General features: G+C 56.9%; 17 protein-coding genes and 2 tRNA genes. 6 read left to right on the top strand and 13 right to left on the bottom strand.

Annotated elements, in window-relative coordinates:
• Positions 1-35 precede the first annotated feature (35 nt).
• The 5 genes from AWX27_RS06000 to AWX27_RS05980 form a co-directional block, all read right to left on the bottom strand.
• Positions 36-419, bottom strand: a complete 384-nt coding sequence (locus tag AWX27_RS06000; RefSeq protein ID WP_207188352.1) for an HK97-gp10 family putative phage morphogenesis protein — start codon at positions 417-419, stop codon at positions 36-38.
• Positions 420-424: 5 nt separating this feature from the next.
• Positions 425-814 (bottom strand): hypothetical protein, encoded by a 390-nt coding sequence (locus AWX27_RS05995; protein ID WP_060420107.1) that lies wholly within the window; start codon positions 812-814, stop codon positions 425-427.
• A 57-nt stretch (positions 815-871) separates the two neighbouring features.
• A complete protein-coding gene (locus AWX27_RS05990; protein ID WP_060420104.1) occupies positions 872-1,312 on the bottom strand; it encodes a lysozyme in 441 nt (146 codons plus the stop codon).
• A complete protein-coding gene (locus AWX27_RS05985; RefSeq protein ID WP_019453678.1) occupies positions 1,299-1,619 on the bottom strand; it encodes a phage holin family protein in 321 nt (106 codons plus the stop codon). The genes AWX27_RS05990 and AWX27_RS05985 overlap by 14 nt, the downstream gene beginning before the upstream one ends.
• A gap of 801 nt (positions 1,620-2,420) precedes the next feature.
• The gene (locus AWX27_RS05980; RefSeq protein WP_047730873.1) at positions 2,421-2,783 is read right to left on the bottom strand and encodes an antiterminator Q family protein; all 363 of its coding nucleotides are present in this window, start codon (positions 2,781-2,783) and stop codon (positions 2,421-2,423) included.
• Positions 2,784-2,992: 209 nt separating this feature from the next.
• On the opposite strand from AWX27_RS05980, the gene AWX27_RS05975 reads away from it, so the two are divergent.
• On the top strand, positions 2,993-3,670 hold the full coding sequence (locus AWX27_RS05975) for a LexA family protein (RefSeq protein ID WP_060420100.1): 678 nt from the start codon (positions 2,993-2,995) through the stop codon (positions 3,668-3,670).
• 99 nt (positions 3,671-3,769) lie between these two features.
• On the opposite strand, the gene AWX27_RS05970 is transcribed toward AWX27_RS05975, so the two are convergent.
• The 4 genes from AWX27_RS05970 to AWX27_RS05955 all read right to left on the bottom strand — a co-directional run bounded on the left by AWX27_RS05970 (position 3,770) and on the right by AWX27_RS05955 (position 5,021).
• Positions 3,770-3,845: transfer RNA gene (locus AWX27_RS05970), tRNA-Thr, on the bottom strand.
• A gap of 6 nt (positions 3,846-3,851) precedes the next feature.
• Positions 3,852-3,939, bottom strand: a tRNA-Ser gene (locus AWX27_RS05965).
• Between the two features lie 157 nt (positions 3,940-4,096).
• On the bottom strand, positions 4,097-4,426 hold the full coding sequence (gene osmE, locus AWX27_RS05960) for an osmotically-inducible lipoprotein OsmE (protein ID WP_019453681.1): 330 nt from the start codon (positions 4,424-4,426) through the stop codon (positions 4,097-4,099).
• 127 nt (positions 4,427-4,553) lie between these two features.
• On the bottom strand, positions 4,554-5,021 hold the full coding sequence (locus AWX27_RS05955; RefSeq protein ID WP_060420097.1) for a nuclear transport factor 2 family protein: 468 nt from the start codon (positions 5,019-5,021) through the stop codon (positions 4,554-4,556).
• Positions 5,022-5,128: 107 nt separating this feature from the next.
• Between AWX27_RS05955 and AWX27_RS05950 the strand changes: the two genes are divergently transcribed.
• Positions 5,129-5,707: a TetR/AcrR family transcriptional regulator gene (locus tag AWX27_RS05950; protein ID WP_060420094.1), complete on the top strand. Its 579-nt coding sequence runs from the start codon at positions 5,129-5,131 to the stop codon at positions 5,705-5,707.
• On the opposite strand, the gene AWX27_RS05945 is transcribed toward AWX27_RS05950, so the two are convergent.
• Together AWX27_RS05945 and ompC are read right to left on the bottom strand one after the other, a co-directional pair.
• On the bottom strand, positions 5,701-6,117 hold the full coding sequence (locus tag AWX27_RS05945; RefSeq protein ID WP_047730203.1) for a VOC family protein: 417 nt from the start codon (positions 6,115-6,117) through the stop codon (positions 5,701-5,703). The two genes, AWX27_RS05950 and AWX27_RS05945, sit on opposite strands and share 7 nt — an antisense overlap.
• Before the next feature lie 150 nt (positions 6,118-6,267).
• Positions 6,268-7,398: a porin OmpC gene (gene ompC / locus AWX27_RS05940; protein ID WP_049200197.1), complete on the bottom strand. Its 1,131-nt coding sequence runs from the start codon at positions 7,396-7,398 to the stop codon at positions 6,268-6,270.
• Positions 7,399-8,096: 698 nt separating this feature from the next.
• On the opposite strand from ompC, the gene AWX27_RS05935 reads away from it, so the two are divergent.
• From AWX27_RS05935 to rcsB, 4 genes are read left to right on the top strand one after another with little or no spacing between them, the layout of a single operon-like run.
• Positions 8,097-8,501, top strand: a complete 405-nt coding sequence (locus AWX27_RS05935) for a DUF4186 domain-containing protein (protein ID WP_060420851.1) — start codon at positions 8,097-8,099, stop codon at positions 8,499-8,501.
• A 54-nt stretch (positions 8,502-8,555) separates the two neighbouring features.
• Positions 8,556-9,710 (top strand): MFS transporter, encoded by a 1,155-nt coding sequence (locus AWX27_RS05930; protein WP_047730202.1) that lies wholly within the window; start codon positions 8,556-8,558, stop codon positions 9,708-9,710.
• Between the two features lie 20 nt (positions 9,711-9,730).
• Positions 9,731-12,433, top strand: coding sequence for a phosphotransferase RcsD (rcsD, locus tag AWX27_RS05925; protein WP_060420091.1), 2,703 nt, complete (start codon positions 9,731-9,733; stop codon positions 12,431-12,433).
• On the top strand, positions 12,426-13,076 hold the full coding sequence (gene rcsB, locus AWX27_RS05920; RefSeq protein ID WP_004935900.1) for a response regulator transcription factor RcsB: 651 nt from the start codon (positions 12,426-12,428) through the stop codon (positions 13,074-13,076). The genes rcsD and rcsB overlap by 8 nt, the downstream gene beginning before the upstream one ends.
• 61 nt (positions 13,077-13,137) lie before the next feature.
• Here rcsB and rcsC read toward each other — a convergent pair whose 3' ends face one another.
• Positions 13,138-15,999, bottom strand: coding sequence for a two-component system sensor histidine kinase RcsC (gene rcsC, locus AWX27_RS05915; RefSeq protein WP_060420089.1), 2,862 nt, complete (start codon positions 15,997-15,999; stop codon positions 13,138-13,140).
• 167 nt (positions 16,000-16,166) lie between these two features.
• On the bottom strand, positions 16,167-18,809 hold the full coding sequence (gene gyrA / locus AWX27_RS05910; RefSeq protein ID WP_033653780.1) for a DNA topoisomerase (ATP-hydrolyzing) subunit A: 2,643 nt from the start codon (positions 18,807-18,809) through the stop codon (positions 16,167-16,169).
• Between the last annotated feature and the right edge of the window lie 212 nt (positions 18,810-19,021).

Genomic DNA, 19,021 nt, shown 5'->3' with positions numbered 1-19,021 from the left:
TCTCTCTCTTTTTTGATGAAGGATGGTAGCGGTCGCTACCGGTTTTCGATGCCATAGCGGACGTTAGCCGCCAGGATGCGTAACACTTGGTGCTTATGGTGATCCAACGCAGGGCGAATAAACGGGGCGGCGGCTTGCGTTGCCGTGCCGTACTCCTGCGCCAGGGCTCGGTGGTAATGCTGTTTACTGGGGCCGACGCGCAACGTCACCGCGTTCCATCCGGTAACGATCGGGCGTATCGCGATGCCGGCGCTCAGCGATGGCTCGCTGTTTGGCGCCCCCCGATCGGCACACTGTCGCATCGTGCCAAGGACCGGGGCTAACGCGGCGTGGCCGGCTTCCGGCAGAATGTGGCTGGTGACCTCGCGCCGAATCGTTTCCAACCGGCGAGTCAATTCCGCCATGCCGGAAACCTTCATGGCGATCACACCGCCACCTCGGAATGCGTGATGAGGTAATCGCGCGCCATCCGATACTGAACGCGGTCATCTGCCAGGGGCGTGGCGCTCTGCAAAAGGGTGCTGCGCGCGACAGCCTGTACCGGCCATTGGCCGATATGGCCATGCCGAACCCCTTCCCAGGCATTCAAAACCGCCTTATCCAGAGCGATCAGCCGGGAGTAATCGTCGATCACGTACAGCACGATCTGAAAACGGCTTTGCACCAGCGAGCTGTCAACCAGACCGGTGTTCACTTTCAGATCGCTGATCTTCTGATAGGTCACGCCTTCTTGCTGCGGATCCGGCAAGATCAGCGGGTAAGCCGCCAGATGGGTTAGCGTGGCCAGCGAGCGTTGGATTTCATCTTCAATCATTTGGGCAAGATCTCCGTCGTTTTGAGGGGGGAATCGTTGTGCAGACGCATTCGGGCATCAGGACAGGAACAGCGCGCGTTCCGCCGCGCGCCGGGCAACCAACCCATCGAGCCGCACGCCGCCCGCATTGACCCATCGACCGAACTGGTCGGCCGCTCCCTGCCGATCGCCGGCGTTCAACCGGCGCAGCAGCGTCGAGTTCTCCAGCGCGCGCAGGCCCAGGTTATAGGCAAAGCTCACCAGCGCATCGAACTGCCCCTGCGTGATCGTCACCGCCACCCGCCGTTCGACGCCCTGTTCGAATTGGGCGATACCGCACAGCAGCAAACGCTCGGCCGTTGCGGCATCGATCGCCATGCCGGCACCCACTTTTCGTCCTGCGACCGGCTGGGTCCAACCGTAACCGATGGTCCAAACGCCGACCGAGTCCTGATAAGCCTGCAATCGCAAACCTTCGAAACGCTTGATCAGCGCTATGCCATCGTCACTTATCTTCATGGTTTCCTCCTGACGCTTTATTGAGAAATCGGCGTTCCAATGCCTTGATCAGCGATGCTCCCGACCACCCCGCCATGCCGCATACGCCGCCCATCACCTCCGAAGGCCAGTCGTAATGCAGCGCAATCATCACCATGGTCAAACCGGCGAAAATAGAAACGAACAGCTGCAAGAACAGCGTCCTCCAGCTAAAGGTTTCGCCGTTCAAGACCTTGAAGGAATAGCTGGCGATCGCCCCCAGCAGCGTCATGCCGAAAGCAAGCAGCATTGAAAGAATGTTTGGTTCATTTTTCCAAGGCATAATCATCACCCTCCCCTTGCCGGGGCATAGCCCGATCTTCGGGAGTCATGGAAAAGAGCCGCTAAATGCGGCGCTTCTCCCCGTCATTCCTGTTCCATTTAAAAAGCGGCCATTTACGCTGTTGAAAATGGCTTATTCGCTCTGCTGAGCCTGGGCAGATAAATAAGATTGCGCTGTTTTATAAAGAAGAAGGATTAGCCTCCCGTCGTGGTCATTCAACGACAGTCATTATTCAGTGAGTGATTGACCGTTTTGACAAGGAGGCTAAAAATGAAAAACCCCGCCGGAGCGAGGTTTATCTATCGTGCGGCGGCGCCGGCAACAATTCAATTTTATCAGATTACCGACTTATTTGCGTACGCGTGAGTCTTTTATGATAAAAAATAAAACCCCGCCAGAGCGAGGTTTATCTATCGTGCAGCGGCGCCGGCAACGACTCAGTTTTATCAGATTACCGGCTTATTTGCGTACGCGTGAGTCTTTTATGATAAAAAATAAAACCCCGCCGGAGCGAGGTTTATCTATCGTGCGGCGGCGCCGGCAACGACTCAGTTTTAGCAGATTACCGGCTTATTTGCGTACGCGTGAGTCTTTTATGATAAAAAAATAAAACCCCGCCGGAGCGAGGTTTATCTATCGTGCGGCGGCGCCGGCAACGACTCAGTTTTATCATATTACCGGCTTATTTGCGTACGCGTGAGCTTTTTTTAATTATGGCGACGCGCAAGATATTTTACTCGCCCTTATTATTCCTTATATCATTAGGAGGCGAAAAATAAGCCCTCTTCAATTTCAACGGCAGCCTTTTCAGCGATCCATACTCAACGTTATATCCAGCATCGCCAGGCATCCACCGATAAATCCCTCCGCCGTTTGCATCTCTTTACGTATCGTACCGTCTGAACATTTCCTTTTCAGGGCAATCTTGCGCAGAGATATGCCATAAACATGGTGGGCAATGATGAGATCGAACTCTTCGGGTTTGTATTTCTTCAATCTGCCCACGCAACCGTCGATCACCAGGCCGTCATCATCGCAGCAGGAGAGCTCGCCATTCGATTTATAGGACAACAGCCCTTTGAATCCGGCGGCAATGGGGGAATAATCAATGCCGCTGTTATCCCTGGCCCATACGCCCCATCGCTCCAACACTTCATTCATATCTCTCATGCTTCCACCTCCTTTGGGCGTTTCCCACATCGCCAAGGCTCCATGTCGCTTACCGACGTCGGTCGAGCCGTTGTGCTGCTCGGCGTGCTCGCCGAGGAATGCCGCACCAAATACTGTATAAATAAACAGTATCAAGTATACCCAGAGGTATCTTTTTTTCAATAGCGAAAAGCCATTTACCTGCAGCTAAATTTAGGTACGATGGCCTCATGAAAAACGAGCAAAAATTGCACCTGCAGGAGATGCGGCGAGAGCGCCTGATCATCCTGATCGACAACCTCGGCGTCGGAGGCCAAAAGCGCCTTGCCGAGGCGCTCGGCATTGCAGCTGACTATGTCTCTCGCCTGCTCTACCCGTCGGGCAAGAAAGGAAAAAAAGGCATCAGTGGCGATATGGCGCGAAGGATTGAACAGTACTTCGCCGTGCAAATCGGCTGGCTGGACGGCCTGGAGCAAACCGGGCTACGCCCCGCCAGGAAGAAGGCCGCGCAGGCCCCGGGTAAAACGCTGCCGCTGTTGGCGTGGACACTGCCGTTGTCTCACGAACAGCTGAACAAAGGGACGGCCGTCCACTACCCGGCGATGGTGCAGTGCAGCGTTCAGGCCTACTGGCTGCCCGTGCGGGATGACACGATGAGTGGCTCTACCGGCGCCAATTACCCGAAGGGCGCCTTGATACTTGTCGAACCCACTGCGGCCGGCATAACCGAGCTCGTCTCCGGCGACAAGGTGATAGCGAAACGCTGCGACAATGCTGAGCTCACCTTTAGAAAGTATGTTGAGGAAGCAGGACATCGATGGCTTAAGGGGAGCATGCCGGATTGCCCGGCGCTGAATGCCGATGAGTACGCGATTATCGGAGTGGTGCTTGGCGCCTGGCTGCCCTAGCCCCGTACACGCCGCGTTGGGAACGGCATAAAGCAAAAAACCGCCAACCTTGCGGCTGGCGGTTTTTTTGGCACTCAGGGTGCCGGTACTGCTTTATCATGGTGCCGGCTACCGGAATCGAACTGGTGACCTACTGATTACAAGTCAGTTGCTCTACCTACTGAGCTAAGCCGGCTGAATTTGGCGGAAGGACAGAGATTCGAACTCTGGGAGCTGTTACACTCGACGGTTTTCAAGACCGTTGCCTTAAACCACTCGGCCATCCTTCCAATGGGCGCTGATATTAGCGATACCGTTATGAAATGTCTATCGTTTTCATGCAAAAAAATGGCACAACCGGTGCAGTTGCCTAAACTTCAGGCCTTAAACGCTTAAAAAATGAAAAGCCCCGCGCAAGCGAGGCTTTTTGTGTCGGCCGAAACGCGATTACTTCGGCTGAGAATCGTAGTCTGAACAGGTTTGATAGCCCTTGTTCATGACATGGCCCGTGTCATTGTAGCTGACAAAGTACGTTTGCACTTTGCCGTCGCGCGGCGCCACCGCATAGGTGTCGCAAGTGCCCTGCGCATGAACCAGCGTGGCGGTGGTCGACGGCGGACCGGCGATAGCCCGCACCTGCTGCTTGGTCATCCCCACTTTGACATCGCTGACCACCGGCTCATTGACATAACTGGTTGCGCGGTCATAGGCGGTGCAGCCGGCAAGAATGGAAAATACCGCCGCAGTGCCGACGGCCAAAACCAACTTCTTCGTCATAGCTTGTCCTCTTGGAGTGCGTTTGTTGTCCCCTAAGTCTAGAAGTGGAAAGGCTTTTCTACAAATTCCCCTTTGTCGATCGGTGCGCTTTTCCTCACGAGCGGCCATCGCGGGCGCGACGTCAGATTCAAAAACCGAAATCGCTCAGGGCCGGGACATCATCCGGCCGCCGGCCGAGCGGCCAGTGAAAACGCCGATCCTGTTCGCGGATCGGCATGTCGTTGATGCACGCATGGCGGTTGATCATCAGCCCCTCCTGATTGAACTCCCAGTTTTCGTTGCCGAAGCTGCGATACCAGTTGCCGGAATCGTCGCACCATTCATAGGCGAAACGCACCGCGATGCGCGCGCCATCAAACGCCCACAGTTCCTTAATTAGCCGATACTCCAACTCTTTCGCCCATTTGCGTTGTAAAAAACCGACTACCGCTGCGCGGCCGTCGACAAACTCCGCGCGGTTACGCCAATGGGTATCAAGGGAATATACCTGCGATACGCGTTCGGGATCGCGACTGTTCCAGGCATCCTCCGCCAGCCGCACCTTCTCGATGGCGGATTCGCGGGTAAAAGGCGGCAATGGGGGTTTAATGCTCATGTTCATCTCCTGAGTGAAGGCATGTAGACAACTCTGTCTACAACATTACGCTAGCGCATGTAGACAGAGTTGTCTACAATCAGTCGGAAATAGCCCAGGAGAAAATGATGACCGCCGATCTCAACGCCTTGCCCACCCGCCAGCGCATCCTGCTGACGGCGCACGATCTGTTTTATCAGGAGGGGATCCGCGCCACCGGCATCGATCGCATCATCAAGGAATCTGGCGTAACCAAGGTGACGTTTTACCGCCATTTTCCCAGCAAGAACGACTTGATTACGGCGTTTTTGGCCTATCGCCACCAGCAGTGGCTAGCCTGGTTCAGCACAGCGTTGGCCAGGCATGTGGCGCAAACCGGCGGGTTGCTGGCGGCGCTGGCGCCCTGCCTGGCGGAATGGTTCGACGATCCGCGCTTTCGCGGCTGCGCGTTTATCAATACGGCGGTGGAACTTGCCGACCTGCTGCCGGAAAGCCTGCACATCGCCAGCCAGCATAAGCGACAGATGGCGGACGAGCTGGCACGTCACCTGCCCGCCGGCCCACAGCGGGAACAGCACGCAGCGATGTTGGCGATGCTGATCGACGGCGCCATCGTCAGAGTGCAGATAGAGCGGCAACCGCAGGCCGCGCTGCAGGTGCTGAATGCTACGTTGGACATGTTGGCGCAAGGCGGGTTCGATCAGTAATTGGCCCAAATGCCCGGCGTCACCAACTCCAGCAGATGAGCGTCGGGATCGCGAAAATAAATGCTCTCCCCGCCGTGTTCCCAGCGCATCCGCCCCTCTATCTCCACGCCGTTGGCCATCAGATGCCGTTCCCAATGCGGCAGTTGGTCTTTCGCTACCGCCAGCCCGATATGCGCCGGCCCCACGCCATCGTGCGCGGGAATAAACCCGGTCGGATAGTGCGCCCCACGCAGCGAGTCGCCCTCGATAAACAGCAACAATACGCTTCGATCGCCGACGTTATAGGCGCGAAACCGTTCGTTGGCAACCATCGCCGGCAGTTGCAGCACCTCTCGATAAAAGGCGTCCGCGCGTTCAATATCGCTGACGTACAGCACCGTTTCGATCACCTTGTCGATCTTGAGTTCCATATCACCTCCGCTCTGTTTGCTGTACTGACAGCGTAGGCCGAGCGAGGGCTAGCCGAAGCGCTTCCCGTGCCGACAACGGATCAATCCGTGCTTTACAGGCAAAAAAAAACGCGGCCCGAAGGCCGCGTGATGACGTTCACACTGAGGTGCTTAGAACTGGTAAACCAGGCCCACGGCAACCACGTTGTCGGTGTTGATACCGGCAGCTTGGGTGAAGTCGTTGTTGTCCAGCAGGTTGATTTTGTAGTCAACATAGGTGGACATGTTTTTGTTGAAGAAGTAGGTCGCGCCCAGGTCGACGAATTTGACCAGATCTTCATCACCGTAGTCCTTGCCGTTACCGGCGCGGCCCAGATCCTTACCTTTGGTCTGGTTATAGCCCACGAACGGACGCAGACCGAAGTCGAACTGGTAGTGCGCGTAGGCTTCGAAGCTCTGCGCCTTGTTGGCGTAACCGAAAGCATCGCTGGTAGAGCTACCGAAGCGCGCCGCGTTGTAGGACTGGGTGAACATCACGGCCAGGTAGGTGTCGTTGGCGTCATATTTCAGACCACCGGAATACCCTTCTGCTTTATCGCCGCGGCCCATAATGTTCTGGTAGCCGCCACCGCCGTTCTGCTCGCTGGTACGACGAGAGTTGAAGAAGGCACCGGCGGCACTGATGCCGTAACCCATGTCATAGCTCATCGACATGCCGTAGCCTTCGCCGTTCTGACCCAGAACGTCACGGCCGTTGTTGGTTTCTTCTGGGCTGCCGTTCTTACCCTGGTACTGCAGGGCGAAGTTCAGGCCGTCAACCAAACCGAAGAAGCCGTTGTTACGATAGGTCGCCAGGCCGCTGGAGCGCTGGAACATGAACTGGTCAGCGCCGTAGGTCGAGCCGTCGAACTCAGGCTGCAAGTCGGTGTAAGCCGCGACGTCGTACAGCACGCCGGTGTTACGACCATAGTCGAAGGAACCGTAGTCGCCGAATTTCAGACCGGCGAAGCCGTAACGGGTGAAGTTCTTGTTGTCCTGGTTTTCAGCGTGGTTCAGGTTAGCCTGATATTCCCACTGGCCGTAACCGGTCAGCTGATCGCTGATTTGCGTTTCGCCACGCAGGCCAAAACGCATATAAGACTGATCGCCGTCCGCGCCATCATTGCTGGAGAAATAGTGAAGACCGTCGACTTTACCGTACAAATCCAGTTTATTACCGTCTTTGTTGTAGATTTCCGCCGCGCCTGCTGTGCCTGCAACCAGCAGTGCGGGTACCATCAGAGAGAGTACTCGAAGTTTCATCGTTATTATCCTCGTTAATTATGTCGAGCTACGGCCACTGCCCTTTTCGAGCATTATTAGCACGACTGTGCATTACCATTCTGGTAACAAGGGTTATATTAATCCAGAAAGAAAATGATACCAAGTATCCGATAGTGTTTCATTGTAATTAATAAAGGTTTCAAAATGTAAATACGCGCGAACTTTCACAAAACATTACAGACAAACAAAATAAAGCACTTAAAGACAAAGAATAGATTAATTGATAAAAAATCATGTAGTTATACATATCTTTAAGAAAAAAAAGGCAACCATACAATTGAATCGGGCAATAAGCACATTGTGCCAAAACGCTGTCCGCACGCAGCCGCTATAATCACCTCGCTATCATCATTATTTTCATTATTACCTTCATTACCCGAAGATAATTTCAGCATTCCTTTAACCGGCTTCTGGCCGGTTTTTTATTTTCCTCCACACTCTCCTCACAATTTCAGCTCGTACAAATAGCAGGCAAATAAATAACCTCATGATATAGTTTCACTAATTAACTTCCGCACTAATTGCTAATCTTTTCTGTTATTTTAGTCTACAAATTGAGCTTACTTTTCATTTCGTGCTTTATCCCATCCTTTATTTCTCGCCGCAGGCATAATTAGCCGCGGAGTTTCACTTCTGATAGCCTGAAAAAAAGCTCACCCTCAGCGAGTAAAGTCATGATGCCCTTTCAACCCGACGTGCTGTGGCAGCGGCTGCAAAGCTCCCCCTTCCGCGCCCGTTTCCGTTTAAATGCCAAGGACCAAACCTACCTCGACGACAAGGGATTGCCGCTGATCCTCAGCCATGCCCGCGATTTCATCGACAGTCGCCTGGCCGCCGCCCATCCTAAAAATGACGGTAAGCAAACGCCGATGCGCGGCCACCCGGTGTTTGTCGCCCAACACGCCACCGCCACCTGCTGCCGCGGCTGCCTGGAAAAGTGGCACGGCATACCGCAGGGTATCGCGCTCGACCAACGGCAAAAGGCGTATATAGTCCAGGCGATCGCCCTGTGGCTGGTGCGCAGAGGCGGTGCCAGAGAGGAACCAAACGCGAATCTTTTCGACCCGGATCGCGGATTGTGATAAAAACTGTCAGTAACTTTCGCCACTCTTTTGACCCAAGATCCTGACGCTTACATGACAGCCACCTTGTGCAATGAACAGCAAACGCCCGGCGTTCCTCAACAGATCGCCACCCGCCTGGCCTTTTTCGTCGCCGGTCTCGGCATGGCCGCCTGGGCGCCGCTGGTGCCCTTCGCCAAAACGCGCATCGGTATCGATGACGGCTCGCTCGGCCTGTTGCTGCTCTGTATCGGTGCCGGTTCCATGCTGGCGATGCCGCTGACCGGTTTCCTGACCGGCAAACTGGGCTGCCGCGCGGTGATCCTGATGGCGGGGCTCGGGTTATGCATCGATCTGCCGCTACTGGCGCTGATGGATTCCCTCGGCGGCATGGCCGTGGCGCTGCTGCTGTTCGGGGCAGCGATCGGCATGATCGACGTGGCGATGAACGTTCAGGCGGTGATCGTCGAACGCGCCAGCGGCAAGGCGATGATGTCCGGTTTTCACGGTTTCTTCAGCATCGGCGGCATTGCCGGCGCCGGTGGCGTCAGCGCGCTGCTGTGGCTGGGCCTGACGCCGCTGCAATCCACCCTGCTTACCGTACTGGCGGTGATAGTGCTGCTGGCGCTCGCCAGCCGCCATCTGCTGCGTGAGAGCGGCGCCGACGACGGCGGGCCGATGTTCGTTTTGCCGCGCGGCTGGGTGATGTTCATCGGCATCCTGTGCTTTATCATGTTTCTGGCGGAAGGATCGATGCTCGACTGGAGCGCGCTGTTCCTCACCACGCTGCGCGGCGTCGAACATAGCCAGGCCGGCCTGGGCTATGCGCTGTTTTCCATCACCATGACGCTCGGCCGGCTCAATGGCGATCGGGTGGTGAATTCGCTGGGCCGCTACCGGGTGCTGCTGCTGGGCAGCCTGTGCGCCGCACTCGGTCTGAGCCTGGCCATCGCCTTCAATCACGCTACCGTGTCGCTGGTCGGTTTCATGCTGGTCGGCCTGGGCGCCTCGAACGTCGTGCCGATCCTGTTCAGCGCGGCGGGCAACCAGCGCGACATGCCGGCCAATTTGGCGATCGCCTCCGTCACCACCGTCGGCTATGCCGGTATTCTGGCCGGCCCGGCGCTGATCGGCTTTATCGCTCAGTTTTCCAGCCTGACGGTGGCTTTCGCCTGCGTAGCCGCCCTGCTGTTGGCGGTCACCGCCAGCGCCAAGGCCGTCACTCGCTGATTCAGGAATGCGCAGCCACTATGCAAAATAAACAACTGACCATCAGCTCCAGCAACATTACCCGCTGCTTCCTGCTGTTTATCGTGCTGCTGACGATCGGCATTGGCCTGTATGGTTACAACTACACCAACGCCTGGCTGGCGGAAAAGAAGTACACGCTGAACAGCATTGCCGGTTCGCTGCAAAAGCGTATCGATACCTACCGCTATATGACCTACCAGGTCTATGACAAATTCGGCAATGCGCCGGCACAGAACAGCGATCCCGGTTTGCAGGAAACCCGCCTGCGGCCCGACGTCTATTATGTCGAGAAGCCGCACAAGAAAACCGACGCGGTGATCTTCGGCAGCCATGACGAGAACACGCTGGCTATGATCGCCAACATCTCGGACTACCTGGACACCCGCTGGGGTGCCAAGACCGAGAACTATGCCATGTATTACCTCAATGGCCAGGACAACAGCCTCAGTCTGATCACCACCCAGCCGCTCAAAGAGCTGGCTTCGCGCTTTCGAGAGAGCTACCTGACCACCTCGGCGGACGAACGCCGTGCCGAGATGCTGCAACAGGCCAACATGCTCGACGAGCGCGAGAGCTTTTCCGATCTGCGCAAGCAGCGTTTCCAGAACGCCTATTCGTTCTCGATTCGCACCACCTTTAATCAACCGGGGCATCTGGCGACGGTGATCGCCTTCGACTTGCCGATCAACGACATCATTCCGGCCAATCTGGCCCGCGCCAATTTCCTGCTGCTGCCGGACGATGTCGATCTCGACGACAGCGCCATTCCGGCGGAAACGGCTCTCGGTACCCATGCGACGATGAGCGGCGGTTGGGTCGAGTTCAGCGCCGCCCTGCCCAATGCGCCGCTGAAGGTGGTGTATCGCGTTTCGGCCATCAATCTGGCCATCGATCTGCTGCGCAACAACATCTGGCTGATCGCGATCAACCTGCTGCTGCTGGCGCTGTCGATGCTGAGCATCTACTTTATCCGCCGCCAGTACATTCGCCCGAGCGAAAACATGGCGGTGGAGCTGGAAGCCGAGCGCGCACTGAATCAGGAGATCGTCTCCAGCCTGCCTTCCGGCCTGCTGGTCTACAGCTTCGCCAACAATACGGTGATCGCCAGCAACAAAATCGCCGAACACCTGCTGCCGCACCTCAGCCTGCAAAAAATCGCCCATATGGCCGAACAGCATCACGGGGTGATCCAGGCGACGGTCAACAATGAAGTGTATGAAATCCGTATCTTCCGCAGCCAGCTGTCGCCGGACACCTACCTGTTCCTGATGCACGATCAGGATAAAGAGGTGATGGTGAACAAGCGGCTGCAGCAGGCGCGGCGCGAATACGACAAGAACGTTCAGGCACGCAAGCTGATGCTGCACAACCTGGGCATCGAGCTCAATCAGCCGGTACGCCATATGCACGATCTGGTCGATCGTCTGCGTAACCGGCCGGATGAGGAGCAGCAGCAGGCACTGTTGGGCCAGTTGACCGCGGAGTCGGCTTCGGTGCTAGGTTTGATCGATAACATTACCCTGCTGACCCGGTTGGAAACCCAGGACTGGCAGCCTACGCGCGAACCGTTCAACCCGGCGGCGATGGTCGACGAGTTGCTGCTGGAGGCCCTGCCCGCCCTTAACCAGAAGGGGCTGGCGCTGTTCAAGCATTTCCAGCTGGACGTCGAGCAGAACTATATCGGCGACGCCAACGCGCTGCGCAAAGTGATTGCGCTGCTGGTGCATTACGCCATTATCACCACCGCCTGCGGCAAGATTTCGCTGGTTGTCGACCATGAGCCCGAGCACCCGGATCGCCTGATTTTCCAAATCAATGACACCGGCTCCGGCATCTCCAACGAAGAGATCAGCAACCTCAACTATCCCTTCCTCAGCCAGACGCTGGTGGACCGCTTCAACCACGGTTCCGGGCTCACCTTCTTCCTGTGCAACCAGCTGTGCAAAAAACTTAATGGCCAGTTGGACATTCGCAGCAAGGTGGATATCGGCACTCGCTATACCATTCGCGTCGCCATGGAGATGGAGAAAAAAGAGCCGCAGGAGCAGGAAAAGCTGCTCGACGGCGTCACCGCCCTGCTGGACGTCACCTCGGATGAGGTGCGCGGCATCGTGACCCGCCTGCTGCAGGCCTACGGCGCCGACTGTCTCGTCGCCGAAGATCGCGCGGTCAACCGCGATTATGACGTGCTGCTGACCGATAACCCACAACGCGCCGATGACTACACCCTGTTGTTGGCGACCGATGAGCCGGGCTGGCAAGCGCTGGATAAACGCTACATTCGGGTGAACTATAATCTGAACGGCGCATTAATCGACGCCGTGCTGATGCTGATCGAACAGCAAATGGCCGCGCTGGAACAGGAAGAAAGCCCGCTTTCATTGAGCTCAGAAGATATCCAACTCTATGAAAAACAATTGAAATCAAGTGATTACTATGGGCTGTTTGTCGATACAGTACCCGACGATGTCAAAAAACTGTATACTGAGGCGGGCAGCAGTGATTTCAATGCGCTGTCACAAACCGCACACCGCCTGAAAGGCGTGTTTGCCATGTTAAATCTGCTTCCCGGCAAGCAGCTGTGCGAATCGTTAGAACAGCGCATCGCAGAAGGTGATGCGCCCGAGATCGAGAATAACATCAGTCAGATTGATTTTTTCGTCAGCAGACTGCTGAAGCAAGGTAGCCAACAACATGAATAACCTGAACGTAATTATTGCTGATGACCATCCTATCGTACTGTTTGGCATCCGGAAGTCACTTGAGCAAATTGAATGGGTGAATGTCGTTGGGGAGTTCGAAGACTCAACCGCACTGATCAACAATCTGTCCAAGCTGGACGCCAACGTGCTGATCACCGATCTGTCGATGCCGGGTGACAAGTATGGCGACGGCATCACGCTGATTAAATACATCAAGCGCCACTATCCGCAGTTGTCGATCATCGTGCTGACCATGAACAACAACCCGGCGATCCTGAGCGCGGTATTGGATCTGGATATCGAAGGCATCGTGCTGAAACAAGGCGCGCCGACCGATCTGCCGAAGGCGCTGGCCGCCCTGCAGAAAGGCAAGAAATTCACGCCGGAAAGCGTCTCTAAACTGCTGGAGAAGATCAGCGCCAGCGGCTATGGCGACAAACGCCTGTCGCCGAAAGAGAGCGAAGTGCTGCGCCTGTTCGCCGAAGGTTTCCTGGTGACCGAAATTGCCAAGAAACTCAACCGCAGCATCAAAACCATCAGCAGCCAGAAGAAATCGGCGATGATGAAGCTGGGCGTCGAGAACGACATCGCCCTGCTCAACTACCTCTCCTCCGTCAGCATGACGCCGTTGGACAAAGACTAAATCCCGCCTCACGGCAGGTTAGCGCCAAACAGGCACGGCATTCGCCGTGCCTGTTTGCTTTTCAAGCCTCGCTGCGGCTGTAGCGTACCCGTTGGCTGTAGTAAGCCAGCGTCTGTTCCAGCGTCTCCAGCGTGACCGGTTTCGACAGGCAGTTATCCATACCCGCCTCGAGGCAGCGCTGCTTCTCTTCCGCCAGCGCATTGGCCGTCACGCCGATCACCGGCGCGCTGAACTGCATCTGTCGCAGTTCCTGCGTCAGGCGATAGCCGTCCATGTTCGGCATATTGACGTCGGTCAGCACAATATCGACGTGGTGCTGTTTCAGCACGCCGAGCGCGTCGACGCCGTCGTTGGCGGTCACCACCTGATACCCCAGCGATCCCAGCTGATCGGACAGCAGGCGACGGTTGATCGGATGATCGTCAACCACCAGCAGATGAATATCGCCGTTGTCCGCCGCGCTGGCCTTGGCGGGCACCGGCAGCTGCACCAGCGCCTCTGCCGCGCCGCTGCCAACGCCGAACAACCGGTTGAGCAAGCTCAGCGTTTCTCGCGGCGTGGAGGTACTGTGCATCCAATAACCCGGCCGAGTTTCCAGCGATGGGCCGATATGTTCGGTAGAGAATTGGATCTGAGCCAGCAGCGGCGTGTCCAGCATCAGCGGATGATCGCTGAGCATCACCTCTCCGGCGGCGGTCTCTTGGCCGTCATAGCGCTGGATATCGGCGCCGTAGCCCCCCAGAATCGCCATCAGGTAACTTTCCAGCCGCTGATTGCGGATATCCAGCCACAGCCGACGGCCCTGCCAGGTATCGCTGGCCTGCGGGATGGGGAACTGAGCGTTGAACAGCGGAATGCGGATGCTGAACAAGCTGCCCAGACCCGGTTCAGACTCGACGGCGATATCGCCGTCCATCAAGTTGATCAGTTTCTCACAGATAGCCAACCCCAGGCCGGTTCCCTGGAAATGGCGCTGCACGCCGGTGCCCACCTGGAAGAACGGATCGAACAGGCGCGAAATTTCCTTTTCCGGAATACCGACGCCGGTATCGCGCACGCTGAACTCCAGATAGCTGCCGCGGGTGCAGACCTGCAGCACGATACAGCCGGTATCGGTGAACTTGATGGCGTTGTTCACCAGGTTGGAGAGCACCTGCTGCAGCCGCACCGGATCGCCGAAAATGCGCTCCGGCACGTTCTGTTCGATAAAGCAGTACAGCCCCAGACGTTTCTTCACCACCAGCGGCAAATAGTTACCGGCGATATGGGTGATCACCTCCAGGCAGGAGAACTCGCGCGGTTCTATCTTCAGCTGCTCGGACTCGATTTTGGAGAAATCGAGAATATCGCTGATGATTTTCAGCAGCAGGCCGGAAGAGTTGTTCATCGCATTGACCAGCCGATCGACCCCCTGCGGCAACGCCTTGGTTTGCAGCAAATCGAGGTTGCCGATAATGCCGTACAGCGGCGTGCGCAGCTCATGGCTGACGGTGGCCAGGAACATCGATTTGGACTGGCTGGCCTGTTCCGCCGCCGCCGCCATCTCCTGCAACGACTCTTCCATCTTCACGCGGGCGCTGACGTCCACCAGCACGCAAATCGCTACCTCTTCGTTACGGTAGCGCGAGTGGACAAAGCTGATCTGCAGGTTGTTGTTGTTGCTGGTCATCACATCGACGAAATTCGCCTGCTGTTCACAAATGATGCGCGTAATGCGATCGCGATCTTCGTGGGTCAACAGGTTGATGTAGTTGTGCGCCAGTTCGTTACTCAGGATATTGGTGCCGTCGCTGATGCGCAGGATACAGATACCCACCGGCGCCGAAGCGACGATCTTGCGGTTGAACTGCTCGTGCTCTTCCAGGCGGAAGGCGTTGTCCTCCGCCGGCAGGAACATTTTACGTTCAAACAGCCACGCCAGCGTGAACAGCACGATGGCCGACAGCAGGTTCAGCAACAGCGCGTTGAGGATCAGCATTTTGAAGCGTTCTACTACGCTTTTCACCGGCAGCGCATAGACGATGCTCAGCGAAGAAGGCGGCAGCGCTTTCTTCAGGATCAGATCGCGATAATTGTCGACATAGCCGAAGTAGGCGTGCTCTGCGGGATAGCTGTTGAGCGAAGCGGCATAGCGATCGCCGTCCGCCAGGCGCAGCACCGGCTCGTTGTTCTCATCCAGCAGCGTGACGCCGATCGGCAGGTTGCCGGCGGTAACGAAATCCTCCAGCCGAACGGTCTGTTCGATGCCCAGCAGCGCCTCCAGCTTGTTGCCGATATAAATCGGCGTCAGCACATACAGATAGCCGACGTCCGGCCGCTGCGCGCTAGGGCTGATCCAATACAGGTTGTTGTCTTTGTCCAGATTCTTGGCGTTGCGGTATTTCAGAATGCGCTCGTGCAGCGACTTCAGCACGTTTTCCCGATTGGCGCTCGCGTTGCCGCCGCCGAACTCCGCCATACACAGGCTGTCGCCGCCGATGAAGAACACCCGGTTGAGATCGTAGGCCGCCACGAAGTTCTCTTTCCAATACTGGATCAGGCCGCTCAGCGAATCGAGCGAACTGCGGTAGGTGGTGCTCAGCGTGCAGTTGGACTCCGGGTACAGCGGAAAGAATTGCGGCGGGCTGCCCTTGCCGGGAAACACGCCGCTGAACATGTCCAGGCTGCTGACCGACCCGTTGAGACGGTTCTCCGCCATATACTTGATGTCGCGGATGATGTCGGCGGAATGGCGGATGTAGCCCTGCGCCTGATCGAAGTTAAGGTTGTAATCCTGCCGGATATCCGACTCTTTCTGATGCAGGATATTCAGAATATAAAAGGTGGTGAGCAGCGCTCCCAACGACCACAGCAAAATCGCCAGCACCCGGAACAGATAGCGGGATATCTTCAGCGTAGTTCGAAAAGAGGCTAAGTATTTCAATCGGATACCATACGAAAGTCAGTGGCGGTGCACGCATTCGCCGGCGCGGCAGCCGGCGGCTCGGTGCGCCAATTAAACCATATAACTGAAAAAGGGCCTAGCATCGCTGCCAGGCCCTTCTGTCTCAGTGCATTAGGGTGTCGGCATGCCGACGCCCTCACCTTGCTTTAAACGTTGTCGTCGTCCATCGGCTCAGCCGCGTCGTCGCCATCGTCCAGCGGCGTGGTGTCTTCTTCCACCGCTTCCGCGCCCGGTTCCAGGCTGTCCAGCTCTTCGTCTTCCACCGGCTCGGCCACACGCTGCAGGCCGACGACGTTTTCGTCTTCCGCCGTGCGGATCAGCGTCACGCCCTGGGTGTTACGGCCCACCACGCTGACTTCCGAAACGCGGGTACGCACCAGCGTGCCGGCATCGGTGATCATCATGATCTGGTCGCTGGTTTCCACCTGTACGGCGCCGACCACCTGGCCATTACGCTCGCTCACCTTGATGGAGATAACCCCCTGGGTGGCGCGTGACTTGGTCGGATATTCGGTCACGGCGGTGCGTTTACCGAAGCCGTTTTGCGTCACGGTCAGGATGTCGCCTTCGCCGCGCGGCACGATCAGGGAGATCACGCTGTCGCCTTCGCCGAGGTTGATGCCGCGCACGCCGGTTGCGGTACGGCCCATCGAACGCACCTGCGTTTCCGGGAAGCGTACCACTTTACCGTTGGCGGAGAACAACATCACTTCGTTGCTGCCGTCGGTCAGATCGACACCGATCAGTTCGTCGCCCTCGTTGAGGTTGACGGCGATGATGCCGGCGCTGCGTGGGCGGCTGAACTCGGTCAGCGCAGTTTTCTTCACGGTACCGCTGGCGGTGGCCATGAACACGTGGCGCCCTTCTTCATACTCGCGCACCGGCAGGATGGCGGTGATACGCTCATCGGCTTCCAGCGGCAGCAGGTTGACGATTGGGCGACCGCGCGCGCCACGGCTGGCTTCAGGCAGTTGGTACACCTTCATCCAGTACAGGCGGCCACGGCTGGAGAAGCACAGGATCGTATCGTGGGTGTTGGCCACCAGCAGGCGATCGATAAAGTCTTCTTCTTTAATACGCGCCGCAGATTTGCCTTTGCCGCCGCGGCGTTGAGCTTCATAGTCGGACAGCGGCTGATACTTCACGTAGCCCTGATGAGACAGGGTCACCACCACGTCTTCCTGGTTGATCAGGTCTTCGATGTTGATGTCGGAAGTATTGGCGGTGATCTCGGTGCGGCGGCCGTCGTTGTACAGCTCTTTGACTGCCACCAGCTCTTCGCGGATCACTTCCATCAGGCGCTCTGGGCTTTCCAGAATAAAGATCAGCTCGGCGATAAAGTTGAGCAGTTCTTTATATTCGTCCAGCAGCTTCTCGTGCTCCAGGCCGGTCAGTTTCTGCAGGCGCAGATCCAGAATCGCCTGAGCCTGCTGCTCGGTCAGGTAGTATTTTCCGTCGCGGATGCCGAACTCCGGCTCCAGCCACTCAGGGCGGGCGGCGTCGTCACCGGCGCGCTCCAGCATGGCGCTGACGTTGCCCAGATCCCACGGTTGCGCCACCAGCGCAACTTTCGCTTCGGCCGGGGTCGGCGCACGGCGAATCAGCTCGATGATCGGATCGATGTTGGCCAGCGCGATGGCCAGCGCTTCCAGGATATGGGCGCGGTCGCGGGCCTTGCGCAGTTCGAAGATGGTGCGGCGGGTAACCACTTCGCGGCGGTGACGCACGAAGGCTTCGAGGATGTCTTTCAGGTTCAGCAACTTAGGCTGGCCCTGATGCAGCGCAACCATGTTGATGCCGAAGGTGACCTGCAGTTGCGTCAGCGCATACAGGTTGTTCAGTACCACTTCGCCGACCGCGTCGCGTTTGACTTCGATCACGATGCGCATGCCGTCTTTATCGGACTCGTCGCGCAGCGCGCTGATGCCTTCCACGCGTTTTTCTTTTACCAGCTCGGCGATCTTCTCGATCAGACGCGCCTTGTTCACCTGATACGGGATCTCGTGAACGATGATGGTTTCGCGCCCAGTCTTGGCGTCGGCTTCCACTTCCGCGCGCGCGCGCAGGTAGACTTTGCCGCGCCCGGTGCGGTAGGCCTCTTCAATGCCGCGGCGGCCATTGATGATCGCCGCCGTCGGGAAGTCCGGCCCCGGGATGTGTTCCATCAGCCCTTCGATGCTGATGTTTTCATCGTCGATATAGGCCAGGCAGCCGTTGACGACTTCCGCCAGGTTGTGCGGTGGAATATTGGTGGCCATGCCCACGGCGATACCCGACGAGCCGTTGACCAGCAGGTTCGGGATCTTGGTCGGCATGACGGCCGGGATCTGCTCGGTGCCATCATAGTTAGGCACGAAGTCGACGGTTTCTTTTTCCAGGTCCGCCAACAGTTCGTGAGCAATCTTGGACATGCGCACTTCGGTATAACGCATCGCCGCGGCGGAGTCGCCGTCGACGGAACCGAAGTTACCCTGGCCGTCCACCAGCATGTAGCGCAGTGAAAACGGCTGGGCCATACGCACGATAGTGTCGTAAACCGCGATGTCACCGTGTGGGTGATATTTACCGATCACGTCCCCGACGACACGGGCCGATTTCTTGTATGGTTTATTCCAGTCGTTACCCAGTACGCTCATCGCGTACAGAACGCGGCGGTGAACCGGCTTCAGTCCATCACGAACATCTGGCAGCGCACGTCCGACAATAACGGACATCGCATAGTCCAGATACGAGTTTTTCAACTCGTCTTCGATGTTTACCGGTGTGATTTCTCTGGCAAGGTCGCTCATGGAGCTGCTATCCCTCTACTAATGATTCATCTGCCCGCTGCCATAGTGGCAAAGGTGTAAAACTATATCACAAAGCACGCTTTACGGGAAAATAACCGCCGCTGTTTCACGGAAATTGTGCAGATAAGTGCGCTAAAAACGCATCGGCGCAGACGATGCCGCGCCGGAACATGTATAATCCGCGCAACGAGAACAAGGAGCCAGACAAGCCC

It is taken from the genome of Serratia sp. 2880STDY5682894, assembly GCF_001537385.1.
In the GTDB taxonomy this organism is placed as follows: Bacteria; Pseudomonadota; Gammaproteobacteria; order Enterobacterales; family Enterobacteriaceae; genus Serratia; species Serratia nevei.
The sequence above is the reverse complement of the archived record's forward strand: the minus strand, read 5'-3'. Positions and strand labels throughout refer to the sequence as shown.

Coding starts and splice junctions, on each gene's coding strand:
- AWX27_RS05975 (WP_060420100.1), top strand. CDS start 2,993: ATGAAAAACGAGCAAAAATTGCACCTGCAGGAGATGCGGCGAGAGCGC.
- AWX27_RS05995 (WP_060420107.1), bottom strand. CDS start 814: ATGATTGAAGATGAAATCCAACGCTCGCTGGCCACGCTAACCCATCTG.
- AWX27_RS05955 (WP_060420097.1), bottom strand. CDS start 5,021: ATGAGCATTAAACCCCCATTGCCGCCTTTTACCCGCGAATCCGCCATC.
- AWX27_RS05930 (WP_047730202.1), top strand. CDS start 8,556: ATGACAGCCACCTTGTGCAATGAACAGCAAACGCCCGGCGTTCCTCAA.
- AWX27_RS05950 (WP_060420094.1), top strand. CDS start 5,129: ATGACCGCCGATCTCAACGCCTTGCCCACCCGCCAGCGCATCCTGCTG.
- AWX27_RS05945 (WP_047730203.1), bottom strand. CDS start 6,117: ATGGAACTCAAGATCGACAAGGTGATCGAAACGGTGCTGTACGTCAGC.
- AWX27_RS05935 (WP_060420851.1), top strand. CDS start 8,097: ATGCCCTTTCAACCCGACGTGCTGTGGCAGCGGCTGCAAAGCTCCCCC.
- osmE (WP_019453681.1), bottom strand. CDS start 4,426: ATGACGAAGAAGTTGGTTTTGGCCGTCGGCACTGCGGCGGTATTTTCC.
- AWX27_RS06000 (WP_207188352.1), bottom strand. CDS start 419: ATGAAGGTTTCCGGCATGGCGGAATTGACTCGCCGGTTGGAAACGATT.
- rcsD (WP_060420091.1), top strand. CDS start 9,731: ATGCAAAATAAACAACTGACCATCAGCTCCAGCAACATTACCCGCTGC.
- ompC (WP_049200197.1), bottom strand. CDS start 7,398: ATGAAACTTCGAGTACTCTCTCTGATGGTACCCGCACTGCTGGTTGCA.
- AWX27_RS05985 (WP_019453678.1), bottom strand. CDS start 1,619: ATGATTATGCCTTGGAAAAATGAACCAAACATTCTTTCAATGCTGCTT.
- AWX27_RS05990 (WP_060420104.1), bottom strand. CDS start 1,312: ATGAAGATAAGTGACGATGGCATAGCGCTGATCAAGCGTTTCGAAGGT.
- rcsB (WP_004935900.1), top strand. CDS start 12,426: ATGAATAACCTGAACGTAATTATTGCTGATGACCATCCTATCGTACTG.
- AWX27_RS05980 (WP_047730873.1), bottom strand. CDS start 2,783: ATGAGAGATATGAATGAAGTGTTGGAGCGATGGGGCGTATGGGCCAGG.
- gyrA (WP_033653780.1), bottom strand. CDS start 18,809: ATGAGCGACCTTGCCAGAGAAATCACACCGGTAAACATCGAAGACGAG.